13 protein-coding genes are annotated in these 15,461 nt (G+C 63.2%); 6 read left to right on the top strand and 7 right to left on the bottom strand.

Translation table 11 applies throughout. From position 1 onward, the window contains the following. Positions 1 to 45: 45 nt before the first annotated feature. Entirely contained in the window at positions 46 to 1,566 is a 1,521-nt protein-coding gene (locus tag CP49_RS19070; protein WP_057851734.1) for a mannitol dehydrogenase family protein, read from the bottom strand. 124 nt (positions 1,567 to 1,690) lie between these two features. On the opposite strand from CP49_RS19070, the gene CP49_RS19065 reads away from it, so the two are divergent. From CP49_RS19065 to uxuA, 6 genes are all read left to right on the top strand, one after another. After that, the gene (locus CP49_RS19065) at positions 1,691 to 2,419 is read left to right on the top strand and encodes a FadR/GntR family transcriptional regulator (protein ID WP_057851733.1); all 729 of its coding nucleotides are present in this window, start codon (positions 1,691 to 1,693) and stop codon (positions 2,417 to 2,419) included. A gap of 81 nt (positions 2,420 to 2,500) precedes the next feature. Beyond that, positions 2,501 to 3,478 carry a sialic acid TRAP transporter substrate-binding protein SiaP gene (locus CP49_RS19060; protein WP_057851732.1) on the top strand — a complete coding sequence of 326 codons (978 nt, stop codon included), beginning with the start codon at positions 2,501 to 2,503 and terminating at the stop codon, positions 3,476 to 3,478. A 114-nt stretch (positions 3,479 to 3,592) separates the two neighbouring features. Then, positions 3,593 to 4,171: a TRAP transporter small permease gene (locus CP49_RS19055; protein ID WP_057851731.1), complete on the top strand. Its 579-nt coding sequence runs from the start codon at positions 3,593 to 3,595 to the stop codon at positions 4,169 to 4,171. A 4-nt stretch (positions 4,172 to 4,175) separates the two neighbouring features. Continuing rightward, the gene (locus tag CP49_RS19050) at positions 4,176 to 5,582 is read left to right on the top strand and encodes a TRAP transporter large permease (RefSeq protein ID WP_057851730.1); all 1,407 of its coding nucleotides are present in this window, start codon (positions 4,176 to 4,178) and stop codon (positions 5,580 to 5,582) included. Then, complete coding sequence (locus CP49_RS19045) at positions 5,579 to 6,625, top strand: L-idonate 5-dehydrogenase (protein WP_057851729.1); 1,047 nt, start codon at positions 5,579 to 5,581, stop codon at positions 6,623 to 6,625. Before CP49_RS19050 ends, CP49_RS19045 begins: the two co-directional genes overlap by 4 nt. A gap of 31 nt (positions 6,626 to 6,656) precedes the next feature. Further along, a complete protein-coding gene (gene uxuA, locus CP49_RS19040; protein WP_057851851.1) occupies positions 6,657 to 7,847 on the top strand; it encodes a mannonate dehydratase in 1,191 nt (396 codons plus the stop codon). A 90-nt stretch (positions 7,848 to 7,937) separates the two neighbouring features. On the opposite strand, the gene CP49_RS19035 is transcribed toward uxuA, so the two are convergent. From CP49_RS19035 to CP49_RS19010, 6 genes are read right to left on the bottom strand one after another with little or no spacing between them, the layout of a single operon-like run. Beyond that, a complete protein-coding gene (locus CP49_RS19035; protein WP_057851728.1) occupies positions 7,938 to 9,017 on the bottom strand; it encodes an ABC transporter ATP-binding protein in 1,080 nt (359 codons plus the stop codon). Continuing rightward, positions 9,014 to 9,994: an ABC transporter ATP-binding protein gene (locus tag CP49_RS19030; protein ID WP_057851727.1), complete on the bottom strand. Its 981-nt coding sequence runs from the start codon at positions 9,992 to 9,994 to the stop codon at positions 9,014 to 9,016. Before CP49_RS19030 ends, CP49_RS19035 begins: the two co-directional genes overlap by 4 nt. Then, positions 9,994 to 11,565, bottom strand: coding sequence for an ABC transporter substrate-binding protein (locus CP49_RS19025; RefSeq protein ID WP_057851726.1), 1,572 nt, complete (start codon positions 11,563 to 11,565; stop codon positions 9,994 to 9,996). The genes CP49_RS19030 and CP49_RS19025 overlap by 1 nt, the downstream gene beginning before the upstream one ends. A gap of 16 nt (positions 11,566 to 11,581) precedes the next feature. Continuing rightward, complete coding sequence (locus CP49_RS19020; protein WP_197423155.1) at positions 11,582 to 13,129, bottom strand: ABC transporter substrate-binding protein; 1,548 nt, start codon at positions 13,127 to 13,129, stop codon at positions 11,582 to 11,584. Between the two features lie 17 nt (positions 13,130 to 13,146). Then, positions 13,147 to 14,034: an ABC transporter permease gene (locus CP49_RS19015; protein WP_057851724.1), complete on the bottom strand. Its 888-nt coding sequence runs from the start codon at positions 14,032 to 14,034 to the stop codon at positions 13,147 to 13,149. After that, entirely contained in the window at positions 14,031 to 14,969 is a 939-nt protein-coding gene (locus CP49_RS19010) for an ABC transporter permease (RefSeq protein WP_057851723.1), read from the bottom strand. The genes CP49_RS19015 and CP49_RS19010 overlap by 4 nt, the downstream gene beginning before the upstream one ends. Between the last annotated feature and the right edge of the window lie 492 nt (positions 14,970 to 15,461).

Below are 15,461 nucleotides of genomic sequence, written 5' to 3'. Positions count from 1 at the left end.
GCGGTCGCGATGTGGCCTTGCCACCAGATGGTTCTGACCTACCAATCATGCTGCCTGAAACGTCTGCACCGCCTGACGTGCACCGAGTGCGTAGAGTTTAGTGAGCGCCCCGGTGACCGCGCTACGCAGGCGAGGATCAGCACCTAACACGCCAAAGATGGGCTCGACTTCCAGCAACGCCGGCGCAAGCCGTTCCGCGACCGGACCGGTGCTCTCGGCAATGGCCTTCAGCTTCGCTGCAAGCGGATCGCGCACGTCGATCGTGCGTCCCTGCTCGTCGGTCCCGGTCACGTAGCGCATCCAGCCGGCAACCGCGAGCGAATGGGTATCGATCGGCAGTCCCAGCCGCAGCCGGTCCTGCATGGTGGCGAGCAGCCGTTGCGGCAGTTTCTGCGACCCGTCCATCGCGATCTGCCAGGTGCGATGATGCAGGGCCGGGTTGGAAAAGCGTTGCAGCAGCGATGCGCTATAGGCTGCCAGATCCGTCCCTTCGGGCATCGCGAGCGTCGGCGCCGCGTCTTGCATCACCTGCAGCGCAAATGCCGCAAAGCGCTCGTCGGTCATCGCGGCCGCGATGGTCTCAAAGCCTGCGAGATAGCCGAGATAGGCCAGCGCCGAGTGGCTGGCGTTGAGCAGCCGCAGCTTCATGTGTTCGAATGGCGTCACGTCGGAAACCAGTTGCACGCCTGCAGCCGCGAAGTCCGGCCGTCCGGCCGGAAAGCGATCTTCGACGATCCATTGCGTGAACGGCTCTGTGACCACGGGCCATGCGTCGGTCATGCCGAGCGCGGACGAAACCGCGGCACGGTCGGCCTCCGTCGTCTCCGGCACGATCCGGTCGACCATCGTCGACGGGAAGGCCACTTCGGCTTCAATCCATTTGGCGAGATTTCGCGATCGTAAGGCTGCGAACTGCGTCACGATGCGCCCGACGGTATGACCGTTGGCGGAGAGATTGTCGCAGGACAAAACGGTGAAGGGGGCTGCGCCTGCAATCCGTCTGCGCGCGAGCGCGGCCACCAGGAATCCGACGGCCGAGCGCGGCGTGCCCGGATTCTGCAGGTCATGAACGATGTCGGGATGGCTCTCATCCAGATCGCCGGTTTGCGGCGTATGACAGTAGCCTTTCTCGGTAACCGTCAGCGAGACGATGCGCGTGGCCGGGTTAGCCAGGCGCGCGACCAACTGTCCGGGCTTCTCCTTGGCGACTTCTGTGGCGAGGACCGAGCCGACGATCCGGTGATTGGTACCTGCGCCGGAGCGAACGGCGAGCGTGTAGAGGCCATCCTGCGGGGCGAGGGCGTCGTGCGTTTCCGGACTGCGCAGGCTGGCCCCGACGATTCCCCAATCCGTCGCGCCGCCTGCAAGGAGGTCGTCGATAACCACCGCCTGATGTGCTCGGTGGAACGCGCCAATTCCGAGATGAACGATGCCCGGCGTGACGCGCGAGCGGTCATAGGCCGGACGCCGGATCTGGTCCGGAAGCCGATGCAGGGTGGCATTCGAGAGACGGAAATCGCCGTCTTTCGTGCCGGAAACCGGGACTTTGGCCGGGTCGCTTGACATGAGGAGCCCAATCTATCAATCTTTGGTCAATTGGTAAGGCCAATGTTCCGGATTTATTGGCCTTGGCCCGACCAAAGCAAGAAAAATCGATTCACTTAAGGGGATCGTCAGGGAGGAGCCGAGCGTGCCGCTCGAAGCCGTGGAAGCGCGACGCCTTTATCGCCAGGTTGCCGATCAGCTCCGCGCATTGATCGACAGCGGCGAATACCGCGTGGGCAGCCGGCTTCCGACCGAACGCGATCTAGCCGAACAGTTGAAGGTGTCGCGGCCGACGGTACGCGAAGCGCTGATTGCCCTGGAAGTCGAGGGCCGGGTCCGGATTCGCGTCGGTTCTGGAATTTATGTCAGTGAACCCGCGGCGCTCGCGCCTCCCTTGCCGGCGGCGGCCGAGATCGAAGGCCCGTTCGAACTGCTGCGTGCGCGCGAATTCCTCGAAGGCGCCATCGCCGAACAGGCGGCGCGGGTAGCGACACCTGAAGACATCGCGCGCATCGACGCTTCGCTGGATGCGATGGCCACCGTGCAGCATCCCGGCGAAGCCTCGATGATCCATGACCGCGCGTTTCATGTCGCGGTGGCCGGCTGTCTCGACAACGCGGTGCTGGTCCGTGTGGTCGGCGAGCTGTTCGACCAGCGGCTCAATCCCTACTTCGCCAAGCTCGCGCACTATTTCGAGAATCCGGAATCCTGGAATGCGGCGCTGGCCGAGCACCGGGCGATCCGCGATGCCATTGCCGCACATGATCCGGACGCGGCCCGCGTGACGATGCGCGAGCACCTGGCGCGTTCGCAGGCCCGCTTTGCGCAAAATTTCGGAGCCGAAGCTTCCGGCGTCCGCGCAAGGAGCGGCTGAGCGGGAAGAATTCGAACGGTTCGGGGAAATGCCGGGCCGGTTGAGTAACAAAAGCAAATTGTAGCAACGGAGGAAATTCACGTGTTGAAGAAATTGACGATTGCATTCGCGGCGTCTGCCGCTGCGCTGTTGGCCGCGACCACGTCGAGCGTGGCGCAGGCCAAGCTCAAATGGGCCCATGTTTACGAGACCTCGGAGCCGTTCCATACCGCTTCCGTGTGGGCCGCCGGTGAAATCAACAAGCGCACCAATGGCCGTTACCAGATCGACGTCTATCCGGCCTCGCAGCTCGGCAAGGAAACCGACATCAATCAGGGGCTCGCGCTGGGCTCGGTCGACATGATCATCTCGGGCTCGAGCTTTGCGGCCAAGAGCTTTCCGCCAATCGGCGTGACCTATTATCCCTATACTTTCCGCGATGCCGACCATCTCTTGGCCTATACCAAGAGCGACGTCTTCAAGGAGCTTACGAAGGGCTACGAGGACAAGAGCGGCCATCGCATCGTGGCGGTAACTTATTACGGCGTTCGTCACACCTCGTCGAACAAGCCGATCAAGACCTGCGCCGATATGAAGGGCCTCAAGATTCGCGTGCCTGATGTGCCGGCCTATCTCGCGATGCCGCGCGCCTGCGGCGCCAATACCGCGCCGATTGCGTTTGCCGAGGTCTATCTCGCCCTGCAGAACGGTACCGTTGAAGCCCAGGAAAATCCGCTCACGACCATCGAGGCCAAGAAATTCTACGAAGTGCAGAAGCACATCGTGCTGACCGGCCACATCGTCGATCATCTCAACACCGTGGTGTCCGGCGCGCTCTGGAAAAAGTTGTCCGAGGAAGACCGCAAGATCTTCACCGACGTCGCGCAGGAAGCGGCGGCGAAGGCGACCGCCGAGATCAAGACCAACGAAGCCAAGCTGGTCGATTTCTTCAAGCAGAAGGGCCTGACGGTAACCGAGGTCAATAAGTCTGAGTTCCGCGACACCGTGCTCAAGACCGTCAGCTTCGAAAGCTTCGACTACCGCAAGGCCGACTGGGAACGCATCCAGGCGGTGAAGTGACGACGAAGTCGTCATCCCGGGGCGACGCGTCGGCGTCGAACCCGGGATCTCGAGATTCCGGGTTCGGCTCTCCGAGCCGCCCCGGAATGACGTGAGAGCCGGGGGAATAAGCGCATGTCGACGGTTGAAGTTCACAAGCAAATCACGGCGGACGAGATCGCCCATACCTTCGAGGACGAGGTCCCCAAGGGTGCCGATCTCGGGCAATACGCCGCCGAGGACTGGCTGGCGCTTGTGATCTTCTGGATCATGGCGCTGTCCGTCTTCCTGCAGTTCTTCACCCGCTATGTCCTCAACGACAGCTATGCCTGGACCGAGGAGATTGCGACCTACTGCCTGATCGGCGTTGTCTTCATCGGCTCGGCGATGTGCGTGCGGCTGTCGCGGCACATCCAGGTCGATCTCCTGTTCCGTTACTTGCCGCATTTGCCGGCGCGCGCGCTTTCGAGCGTGATCGATCTCATCCGGATCGCGTTCTTTGGTTACGCGATCAAGCTGGTCTGGCAATTCATCCAGATCATTGGTGATGAGCGGATGACGACGATCAAGTTTCAAAAGGGCTTCGTCTACTACGCCGTGCTGCTCGGCTTCGCGCTGATGTTCGCACGCTCGATCCAGATCGCGGTCGAAAACTGGCGGCGGGGCTATTCGATCCTGGAGCGACCCGGCGCATTCGACGGAACGGAAGGCTGACGCGATGCTGCTGCTGCTTGGGGGATTTCTGCTGCTGATGCTGGTCGGCCTGCCGGTCGCGCTTTCGATGGCGGTATCGTCGCTGGTCTACATTCTCGTCACCGGCATCACGCCGGATGTCACGCTGGCGCAGCGCATGATTGCCGGTGTCGAAAGCTTTCCGCTGCTCGCGGTGCCGTTCTTCATTCTGGCCGGCAATCTCATGAACATCGCGGGCGTGACGGGGCGCATCTACAAATTCGCGGTCGCGCTGGTGGGCTGGATGCGCGGCGGCCTCGGCCACGTCAATATCGTCGGCTCCGTGATCTTTTCCGGGATGTCCGGCACCGCCATTGCTGATGCCGCGGGACTCGGCACCATCGAGATCAAGGCGATGAAGGATCACGGCTACTCGACCGAGTTTGCCGTCGGCGTCACCGCGGCGTCCGCGACGCTCGGGCCGATCATTCCGCCGTCGCTGCCGTTCGTGATCTACGGCATGATGGCGAACGTCTCGATCGGCGCGTTGTTTCTGGGCGGCGTGATTCCGGGCGTGTTCATGACGTTGGCCATGATGGCGACCGTGGCTTATTTCGCCCACAAGAACGGCTGGGGCAGCGATACGCCGTTCTCCTGGCCGCAGATCGGTTCGGCCGCGATCGAAATCCTGATCGTGCTGGCGTTCCCGGTCGTCGTTTGGCTGCTGGTCGTCGCCGGGCTTTCGGTGAACATGGCGGTCGGAATCGGTCTCGTGGCGCTTTTGGCGCTCGACTGGTATTTCGATTTCTCCGCGGTGATGGCGCTGATGGCTCCCGTGATCCTGATCGGCGGCATGACGCTCGGATGGTTCACGCCGACCGAAGCCGCGGTCGCCGCGGTGATCTGGTCGCTGTTCCTCGGCCTCGTGCGTTACCGCTCGATGACGCTGCAGACCGTTGCCAAGGCGACCTTCGACACCATCGAGACCACGGCATCGGTGCTGTTCATCGTGACCGCGGCCTCGATCTTTGCATGGCTCTTGACGGTGTCGCAGGCAGCGCAGACGCTGACGGATGCGATGCTCGGGATCACCCAGAACAAATGGGTGTTCCTGCTGCTGGCGAATATCCTGATCTTGTTCGTCGGCTGCTTCATCGACACCATCGCTGCGATCACTATCCTGGTGCCCATCCTGCTGCCGATCGTGCTCAAGCTCGGCATTGACCCGATCCATTTCGGCCTGATCATGACACTGAACCTGATGATCGGTCTCCTGCATCCGCCGCTCGGCATGGTGCTTTTCGTGCTGGCGCGGGTAGCAAAGCTGTCCGTCGAGCGCACGACCATGGCGATCCTGCCCTGGCTGGTGCCGCTTCTGTTGGCGCTCGTCGCCATCACCTACATCCCGGAGCTAACGCTCTGGCTGCCTAAATACATGGGACTCTCAAAATGACATCGATGGCTCTGGCTGCAACGCTGTTTGGCCCGGAAGATCTGCGCATGGTCGAGCGGCCGCTCGATCCGCTGGTCTCAGGCATGGTGCGCATTCGCTTCGGCGCCGGCGGCATTTGCGGATCCGACATGCATTATTATCGCCATGCCCGCACCGGCGATTTCGTCGTGACCTCGCCGCTGGTGCTCGGCCATGAGATTGCGGGTGAGGTGGTCGAGATCGCAGGTTCCGCGCCCGGCGTAAAAGTCGGCGATCGCGTCGCCGTCAATCCGTCGCGCTGGTGCGGCCACTGCAAGCCGTGCCGCGAGAACCGGCTCAATCTCTGCGAGAACATCTTCTTCATGGGTTCCGCCTCGAAGACACCGCATATGCAGGGCGGATTTGCGTCTTACTTCGACGCCATCCCGGCGCAATGCGTGAAGATTCCGGACCACGTGACCTATCAGGCGGCGGCGTTGGCCGAGCCGCTCGCAGTCTGCCTGCACGCGGTCGCCCGCGCGGGGGACGTCACCGGCAAGCGCGCGGTGCTGTTCGGTGCCGGCCCGATTGGTCTATTGACCATGCTGGCGGCGCAGCGCGCAGGAATCGCGGAGACGACCGTCGTCGATATCGCAGCGGCGCCGCTGGCGTTTGCCACGAGGCTCGGCGCCAACCATGTCGTCGATATCTCCGGCGGCGAACAGGCGCTGAAGGCCGAGGCTGCAGCGCGTCCGTTCGACGTTGCGTTCGAAGTATCTGGAACGGCCGCTGGCCTTGCCAGCGCCATCGGCGTCGTCAGGCGCGGCGGTATCGTAGTTCAGGTCGGCAACCTGCCGGGCGGGCAGATCCCGGTGCCGGCGAATGCGGTGATGGCCAAGGAGATTGACCTCCGTGGCTCGTTCCGCTTCGGGGCGGAATTCTTCACCGCGGTCGAACTGATCGCCGATGGCAGTGTCGACGTGCTGTCGCTGGTGACGGCGCAACGGCCGCTCGCGGTCGCGCCCGACGCGGTGCGGCTGGCGCTTGACCGTTCGCAGAGCGTCAAGGTCGTGCTGACGGCTTGATTGCCGTGCTCATTTGAGGAGGTCTCGCATGATGCTGCAGGGATGGCGGTGGTACGGGCCGAATGATCCCGTATCGCTCGACGATATCCGTCAGGCTGGCGCGACCGACGTGGTGACGGCGCTGCATCAGGTGCCGATCGGCGAAGCCTGGACCCGTGCGGCTGTCGAAGAGCGCAAGAACCTGATCGAGAACAGCCAGCCCGGCCGCTCGCCGCTGACCTGGTCGGTGGTGGAATCGATTCCGATCCCCGACGACGTCAAGCGGCTCGGGGGTGGCGCGACGCGCTCGATCGAAGCGTGGATCGCGAGCCTCGAGGCGGTGGCTGCCGCCGGCATCAAGATCATCTGCTACAATTTCATGCCGGTTGTGGACTGGTGCCGCACCAATCTGGAATGGGAGCTGCCGAACGGCGCGAAGGCGATGCGCTTCGACCAGGAACGGTTCGCGGCATTTGATCTGCATGTCCTGCAGCGGCCGGAAGCGCCGGCTGAATATTCCGAGGCCGCGCAGCGCCGCGCCAAAGAGGTCTATTCGAGAATGACGCAGGCCGATATCGATGTCCTCGTCACCAATATTGCCAGCGCGCTGCCGGGCTCCACGACTGATCCGCTGACGATCCCGCAGTTCCGCGACCGCTTGCAGCAATATCGCGGCATCGATTCCGCGGTGCTGCGCCAGCACCTCAGCGAATTCCTCGCGCGAGTGACACCGGTCGCCGAGCAACTCGGCGTGACGCTGACGCTGCACCCGGACGACCCGCCGCGCCCGCTGTTCGGCCTGCCGCGCATCGCCTCATCGGCGGAGGATTATCAGGCGCTGTTCGATGCGGTTCCATCGAAGGCCAACGGCATCTGTTTCTGCACGGGATCGCTCGGCGTGCGCGCGGAGAACGATCTGCCGGCGATGGCAAAACGCTTCGCGCCGCGGATCGGTTTTGCGCACTTACGCGCCACCAAGCGCGAAGCCGACGGCCTGTCGTTCTTCGAATCCGATCATCTCGACGGCGACGTCGACATGATCGCAGTGCTCAAGGCGTTGCTTGCCGAGAACCGCAAGCGTTCGTCGAGCGACAGAATCGTGTTCCGGCCCGATCATGGCCATCGCATGCTCGATGATCTCGCGGAAACCAAGCGCACCAATCCCGGCTACACCGCGATCGGCCGGCTGCGCGGGCTCGCCGAACTGCGCGGCGCCATCCGCGCCATCGAACACATCGGGTAGGGCGGGAAGTGCTGCGCGCAGGGCCCCATTCTACTTTGCATGGGGTTGTTTTCGCAATTTTGTGCCTGGGCCTTCCCAACCCGCTCCGGCTCAGCCCGGCACTCGCGCCTGCTTGGCGGCCTCAAAGGCCGCCAGCCGCTCCGCGAATTTGCCGTTGGCGAGGCCGGCCCGCGCGATGATGGTGGGGATGGGCAGCGATTCAAAAAAATGACAGGCCACGCGGTGGCCGGGTGCAGCCTCGCGCAGCGCCGGCTCCTCGGCCGAGCAGCGTGGCTGCGCATGTGGGCAGCGGGTGTGGAAGCGGCAGCCGGTCGGTGGCCTGAACGGGCTCGGCACGTCGCCCTGCAGCATGACGCGTTTGGTGCGCAAGGCAGGATCAGGTTTTGGGATCGCCGCCAGCAGCGCCTGGGTATACGGGTGCAACGGCCGGTCGTAGAGCGTTTTCTTGTCCGCGATCTCGACCAGCTTGCCCAAATACATCACCGCGACGCGATCGCTGATGTGCTTCACCACGGCAAGATCATGGGCAATGAACAAATAGGAGAGGCCGAAGCGCTGCTGTAGATTCTGCAAGAGGTTGACGATTTGCGCCTGGATCGAGACGTCCAGCGCCGACACCGGCTCGTCGCAGACGATCAGGTCGGGATTGGCGGCGAGCGCACGCGCAATGCCGATGCGCTGCCGTTGCCCGCCCGAGAACTGGTGCGGATAGCGCCTCGCATGTTCGGGCAGTAGGCCGACGATTTCCAGGAGCTCGCGGCCGCGCGCCTCGCGCGATGCGTCGTCGCCGATCTCGTGGACCCGCAGCGGCTCGGCCAGGATCTCGCCGACCGTCATGCGCGGATTGAGGGAGGCGTAGGGATCCTGGAAGATGATCTGCATGTGCCGGCGCATCCGGCGCAGCGAATTCTTGTCGAGATTCGCGATCTCCTGGCCCTTGAAACGCACCGAGCCAGACGTCGGGTCCATCAAACGCAATATCAGACGTCCGGTGGTCGACTTGCCGCAGCCTGATTCACCCACCAGCGCCAGCGTCTCGCCGCGGGCGATCTCGAAAGTCACATCTTCGACGGCGCGCACGAGCCCGATCACCTTGCGGCGGATGAGCCCGCGCGTGACCGCGAAATGCTTGACCAGGCGGTCGACCTGAAGAACCGGGGCATCGCTCATGACGTCACCTCGACCGGCGCCTTCCAGCACGCCACCTGGTGGCCCGGCGCAATATCGCGCAACGGCGGCGGATCAAGCCTGCAGCGCTGGTCCGCGAACGGACAGCGCGGCGCGAAGCGACAGCCCGCCGGCTGGTTGTTCGGACTGGGCACCGTGCCTTCGATGGTGGCGAGACGCTTGCGGTCGACGTCGATGCGCGGGATCGAACCGAGCAGGCCGATCGTATAGGGATGCTGCGGGTCGGCGAACAGGTCCTTGACGTCGGCGCTCTCGACGATGCGGCCGGCATACATCACCAGCACCTGGTCGGCGACCTCGGCGATGACGCCAAGATCATGGGTGATGATCAGGATGGCCATGCCGAGCCGCTGCTGCAGGTCGCTCAGGAGGTCGAGGATCTGGGCCTGAATGGTGACGTCGAGCGCCGTCGTCGGTTCGTCGGCGATCAACAGCGCCGGCTCGCAACTCAGCGCCATCGCAATCATGACGCGCTGGCGCATGCCGCCCGACATGTTGTGCGGATAATCATCGATGCGCTGCGCTGGCGAGGGGATCCGCACCAGCTCGAGCATTTCGATCGCGCGCGCCTTGGCGGCGCGCGGCGACATCGTGGTGTGGGCCAGGATCGCCTCGATGATCTGCTGGCCCACGGTGTGGACCGGGTTGAGCGAGGTCATCGGCTCCTGGAAGATCATCGACATCTTGCCGCCGCGCAGCCTGCGGCGCTCATCGGCCGAAAGCCGCAGCACGTCGCGGTTGCCGAACAGCACCGCCTCGGCCTCGACCTTGCCCGGCGGGCTCGGCACCAGGCCCATCACCGACAGCGACGTCACGCTCTTGCCACAGCCGGACTCGCCGACCAGGCCGATCGTGCGTCCCCGGGGAACGCTGAAGCTGATGCCGTCAACGGCGCGGAACAGTCCGCGATCCGTCGCGAAGTGGGTCTTCAGGCCGCGAACCTCGAGAAGATTGTCCATTAGAACGAGTAATCCAAGCCCTTGTAGAAGGTGTTTTGATAGAGCATATGCGGCCGCACATCCTTCAGCTTCTTCGAACTCGTCGTGTACATGGCGACGTTCATCACCGGCATCCACAGATGCTCGTTCATCACCTTCTCCTGCACGCGGGCGTAGTTGAGCGCACGCTCGGCATCCGTCAACGCGGCGCGGCCGGCGCGCAGCCATTCATCGGTCTCGTCGTCCTTCCAGTTCATGCGGTTGGGGGTGGGAACGTTCTTCGAGTTGAAATAGATGTTCATCAACTCGCCTGCCGACAGGTAAGGCACCGTCACGGTCCACAACTCGTAGTCCTGCTTGCCCATCTCGGCAGGCGCAATCGTGGAGTCGAAGCCCACGATCTTCCAGTCGACGCCGATCTTGCGCATGTAGCCTTGAATGGCCTCAGAAACGCGCGGGAAGTAGGTGACCTGCGTGAACAGGACACGCGGTGCCAGCTTGACGCCGTCCTTCTCACGGATGCCGTCGGCCCCGACCTTCCAGCCGGCTTCGTCCAAGAGCTTTTTGGCGCGTTCGACGTCTTCCTTGATGACGCCCTTGGTTTTCTCGGCGAAGTCGAGCGCCTTGGGATCGACGAAGGTGAGCGCCGGCTCGGCGTTGCCCAGCATGACGCCCTTCACGATGTCAGCGCGGTTGATGGCGATGTTCATCGCCTCGCGCACGCGCTTGTCTGATACCATCGGACGCGTGATCTTGTAGCCGTAATACATGAGCTGGAAGTTCGGCTTGGCTTCCTGGACGGTCAGGTTGGGCGCAGCTTTGACCTGCTGGATGAACTGCAGCGGAACCTGGTGGGTGAGGTCGAACTGACCGCCCATGATGGCGGCGACGCGGCTGGCGTCCTCCGGCACGATCTTGATGCTGAGCTTCTCGAATTTCACCGGGCCCTTGTTCTTGTACATCGAGGGGCCCCATTTGTAGGCGTCGTGGCGCTTCAGCACGATTTCCGTGCGCGGCTGCCAGCTCTCGAAGCACCATGGCCCGGTGCCGTCGATTCCCTTGATGCCGTAATCCTTGCCCAGCGTCTCCACGCTCTCCTTGTTGTGGATCGCGTTGGTATACATGGTGAGCTGCAGCAGCAGTTCGGAGTAGGGCTCGTTGAGCTCGTACTCGACGGTATACGGATCGGGCGCACGCAGCTCCTTGATGTCGCCGGCGCGCCAGGCATAGGGCGCCTTGGTTTCGGGATCCTTCAGCCGCTTGAAGCTGTAGATGACGTCGGCGGCGGTGAACTTCTTGCCGCTGCAGAACGTGACGTCGTCGCGCAGCTTGAAGGTATAGGTTCTGCCGTCCTCGCTGATCGTCCACGACTTGGCGAGGTAGGGGATCGCCGTCTTGCCGTCCCAGTCGAGCGCCACCAGCGTATCCTGGAACATGTTGACGATGTCAGACGTCGGCGACCAGGTCGTGCGCTGGCCGTCGTAATGCGGCGCGTCCAGCGACTTCATCACCCGTAAGGTCTGCGCCTCGGCGGCCGTCCCTATTCCGACCGCTCCGAGCAGCGCTGCAATGCCCGTCAAAATGCTGCGCATTATGTTCCTCCTTTTGTTATTTCTGGCGCGACACGTCCAGGCCTTTGTAGAAGGTGTTCTGGTAGATCATGTGCGGCCTGGCATCGGTGATCTTCTTGTTGGCCACCTGGTTCATGTTGATGTTGAGCACGGGCATCCAGAGGTGTTCGCGCATCACCTTTTGCTGCACCATCGCGTAATATTTGGCGCGCTCGGCCTCGGTCAGCGCCGAGCGGCCTTGCTTGAGCCACTCGTCGGTCTCGGCGTCCTTCCAGTTCATCCGGTTGGGGGTCGGGATGTTGCGCGAGTCGAAGTAAATGTTCATGAGGTCGCCGGCCGACAGATATGGCACCGTCACCGACCAGATTTCGTAGTCCTGCTCGGCCATCTTCGCTGAGGCAATCGTGGAGTCCCAGGGCTGGAGCTGCCACTGCACGCCGATGCGGCGCAGATAACCCTGGATCGCTTCGGCGACGCGTGGCGTGTTGCCGGCCTGGGTGTAGTAGACCTTGGGCTGCAGCTTGATGCCGTCCTTCTCACGGACGCCGTCGCTGCCCATCTTCCAGCCGGCTTCATCGAGCAGCGACTTGGCACGTTCGATGTCCTCCTTCACGATTCCCTTGGTGTTGGCGTCGAAATCGAGCGCGTCGGAATCGACGATGGTGAAAGCCGGATCGGCATTGCCGAGCAGGACGCCCTTGGCGATCTCCGCGCGGTTGATGGCGATGCTCATCGCCTCGCGCACGCGCCGGTCCGCCACCATCGGCCGCGTCGTCTTGAAGCCGAAATAGAGCAACTGAAAATTCGGCTTCGCTTCGGTGACATGCAGCATCGGCGCAGTCTTGGCCTGGGCGATGAACTGCGGCGGGAACTGATGGGTGATATCGAACTGCCCGGCCATCATCGCCGCGACGCGGCTGGACTCTTCGGGCATGATCTTGACGCTGAGCTTTTCGAATTTTACCGGGCCCTTGTTCTTGTACATCGAGGGGCCCCATCGGTAGGCGTCGTGGCGCTTGAGCACGATTTCGGTGCGCGGCTGCCAGCTCTCGAAACACCAGGGTCCGGTGCCGTCGGCGCCCTTGATGCCGTAATCCTTGCCAAGCGCTTCGACGCTCTCCTTGTTGTGGATGACGTTGGTGAACATGGTGAGCTGCAGCAGCAGTTCGGAGTAGGGCTCGTCGAGCTCATATTCGACGGTGTAGGGATCAGTCGCGCGCAGCTCCTTGATGTTGCCGGCGCGCCAGGCATAGGGCGCCTTGATCGCGGGATCCTTGAGCCGCTTGAAGCTGTAGACGACGTCATCGGCGGTGAATTTCTTGCCGCTGCAGAACGACACGTCGTCGCGCAGCTTGAACGTATAGGTCCTGCCGTCCTCGCTGATCGTCCATGACTTGGCGAGATAGGGAACCGGCGTGCGGCCGTCCCAGTCGAGCGCCACCAGCGTGTCCTGGAACATGTTGACGATATCGGAGGTCGGCCCCCAGGTCGTGCGTTGCGCATCGTAATGCGGCGCGTCGATTCCCTTCATCAGGTTGAGCGTCTGGGCCGATGCCGGACCCGCGATGCCCAATGCCAATGACACTCCCAATGCGATCCTGATCATGTCTGTAACCTCGGATCGAGGACGTCGCGGAATGCGTCGCCCAGAAGGTTGGCGGCCAGCACGATTACGAAGATGGCACAGCTCGGGATCGTCGCGATGTGCGGCGCCATGAACAGGAAGTCGCGCCCCTGTGCCGCCATCATGCCGAGCTCGGCAGTAGGCGGCTGCGCGCCCATGCCGAGGAAGCCGAGCGCGGCGCCGATCAGGATGATCTGGCCGAAGCGCAGCGTCAGGAACACGAAGATCGTCGAAATGCAGTTGAGCGTCAGGTAGCGCCAGATCAGTTCGCCGTCGGATACGCCGACAGCGCGGCCGGCCTCCATGAACTCCTGGCCCATCACGCCGATCGCTGCGCCCCGCGCGACCCGCGCGACGTCGGGCACGGTGGCGACGACGAGCGCAATCACCACGGCCGTCAGCCCGGCGCCGAAGATCGCAGCGACCGCCAGCCCGATCAGGATCGCGGGAAAGGCGAGCATCACGTCGACCAGCCGCATGATCCAGCCGTCCAGCCGCCGGTAGTAGGCAGCGAGGATGCCGAGAACGCCGCCGATGAAACCGCCGACGATCACGCCGACCAGCCCGAGCATGAGCGTGTTGCGCGTGCCGTAGATAACGCGGGTTAAGATGTCGCGGCCTGTGTTGTCGGTGCCGAACCAGTGCTCGGCGTCGGGTGGCTGCATCACCTTGGTAAGGTCGGTGAAGTAGGGATCGTACGGCGTGATCCACGGCGCAAACAGCGCTGCGAACACGATCACCGTGAGCACCAGCCCGGCCGTGGCCGCCACGCGGTCGCGCGCCAGGCGGCGCAGCACCCCGGCGCGGGCAAACGCGGCGATTTCGCGCTCCTGTGCAAATCCTTGCTCGAGAGCCTCGACGGTCATCTGCGCTGCACCCTCGGATCGAGATAGACGTAGAGCACATCGACCAGCAGGTTGATCGACAGAAAGGCGACGGCGAGGATCATGATGGCGCCCTGCGCGGTCGGAAAATCGCTGGAGACGATGGCGCCGACCGCGAGCCGGCCGACGCCGGGCCACGAGAACATGGTTTCAGTGACCACAGCGCCGCCAAGCAGGAACGCCGCCTGCAGCCCGATCAGGGTGACGACGGGGATCATGGCGTTACGCAGCGCGTGGTGGATGATCACGACCGACTCACGCAATCCCTTGGCGCGCGCCGTGCGCACGAAATCGGCGCCGAGCACCTCAAGAACGGCGGTGCGCGTCAACCGCGCGATCGGGCCGATCAGTACTGCGCCCAAGGTCAGTGCCGGCAGGATCAGGCTTGGTAATCCGCCGTCCCATACCGGGCCGGTGCGGCCGGTGAACGGCAGCAGCGCCCACTTGAACCCGACATACTGGATCAGGATCAGGCCGATGAAGAACACCGGCATTGATACGCCCGCGACCGAGCAGGCCATGATGACGCGATCGGCGAGGCGACCGCGATTGACTGCCGCCAGCGTGCCCAGCGCGAGCCCGCTCGGCACTGCGATCAGCATCGCGCCCAGCATCAACTCGATCGTAGGCCCGATGGTCATCGCCAGTTCCTCGCTCACCATCCGATTGGAAATGATGGAGCGGCCGAGATCACCACGCAGCACGCGCAGGATGTATTCGAAGAACTGGATCGGAATGGATCTGTCGAGGCCGAGTTCCTGGCGGATCGCGGCGATGGTCTCGGCCTTGGCATCAGGTCCCGCGATGATCATCGCCGGATCAGCGGGCACGACCTGCAACAGACAAAAGCAGAGGAAGAGAACCCCGAGCAAGGCGGGGAACGAAATCAGCAGACGATGGACGATCTGTTGTCCCATGCGACGCCAACGGACGGGTTGGCCAAAAGGAACTCACGCGCCGATGTTGACGCTTTTATTTCCCCCTCGGCAGCCGCGCTTCGTCCGACGTGCGCGGCTTTTGACTATGCTTGGATACTGACACCTGCGAGAGGCGGCGTCACGTCCAATCTGCCAGTTCGCTTCGACTGCGTCCCTTTGCGCGATGACATTTCGCAATGCGAGAATTTCGTCTCACGAAAACAAGCGCTCGTGGCTTTGCGCTGATGGCGCGTGCGAAGGATGCCGATCATCGCTGGCTGCAGATCACCGCCAACGCAACAAGCCGCTGTCGGCCTATCGCCGTCGGGCGCGTTGCTGGATGACGCGATAGAGATTCATCACAACCTCAGGTACGCTTGAGCCTGCCGATGCCCCGCTATTTTACGGGGTGCACGCTTCCGCGCCATCGCGGCCTATGGAGGGTTTTTCTGGTCCCGCGTTTGGCCCTTGGCTATAATCTGCGAATCCTTG

Origin of the sequence: Bradyrhizobium valentinum (assembly GCF_001440405.1) — a bacterium.
GTDB classification, from domain to species: Bacteria; Pseudomonadota; Alphaproteobacteria; order Rhizobiales; family Xanthobacteraceae; genus Bradyrhizobium; species Bradyrhizobium valentinum.
The sequence above is the reverse complement of the archived record's forward strand: the minus strand, read 5'-3'. Positions and strand labels throughout refer to the sequence as shown.

Coding starts and splice junctions, on each gene's coding strand:
- CP49_RS19070 (WP_057851734.1), bottom strand. CDS start 1,566: ATGTCAAGCGACCCGGCCAAAGTCCCGGTTTCCGGCACGAAAGACGGC.
- CP49_RS19055 (WP_057851731.1), top strand. CDS start 3,593: ATGTCGACGGTTGAAGTTCACAAGCAAATCACGGCGGACGAGATCGCC.
- CP49_RS19050 (WP_057851730.1), top strand. CDS start 4,176: ATGCTGCTGCTGCTTGGGGGATTTCTGCTGCTGATGCTGGTCGGCCTG.
- CP49_RS19045 (WP_057851729.1), top strand. CDS start 5,579: ATGACATCGATGGCTCTGGCTGCAACGCTGTTTGGCCCGGAAGATCTG.
- uxuA (WP_057851851.1), top strand. CDS start 6,657: ATGCTGCAGGGATGGCGGTGGTACGGGCCGAATGATCCCGTATCGCTC.
- CP49_RS19035 (WP_057851728.1), bottom strand. CDS start 9,017: ATGAGCGATGCCCCGGTTCTTCAGGTCGACCGCCTGGTCAAGCATTTC.
- CP49_RS19030 (WP_057851727.1), bottom strand. CDS start 9,994: ATGGACAATCTTCTCGAGGTTCGCGGCCTGAAGACCCACTTCGCGACG.
- CP49_RS19025 (WP_057851726.1), bottom strand. CDS start 11,565: ATGCGCAGCATTTTGACGGGCATTGCAGCGCTGCTCGGAGCGGTCGGA.
- CP49_RS19015 (WP_057851724.1), bottom strand. CDS start 14,034: ATGACCGTCGAGGCTCTCGAGCAAGGATTTGCACAGGAGCGCGAAATC.
- CP49_RS19010 (WP_057851723.1), bottom strand. CDS start 14,969: ATGGGACAACAGATCGTCCATCGTCTGCTGATTTCGTTCCCCGCCTTG.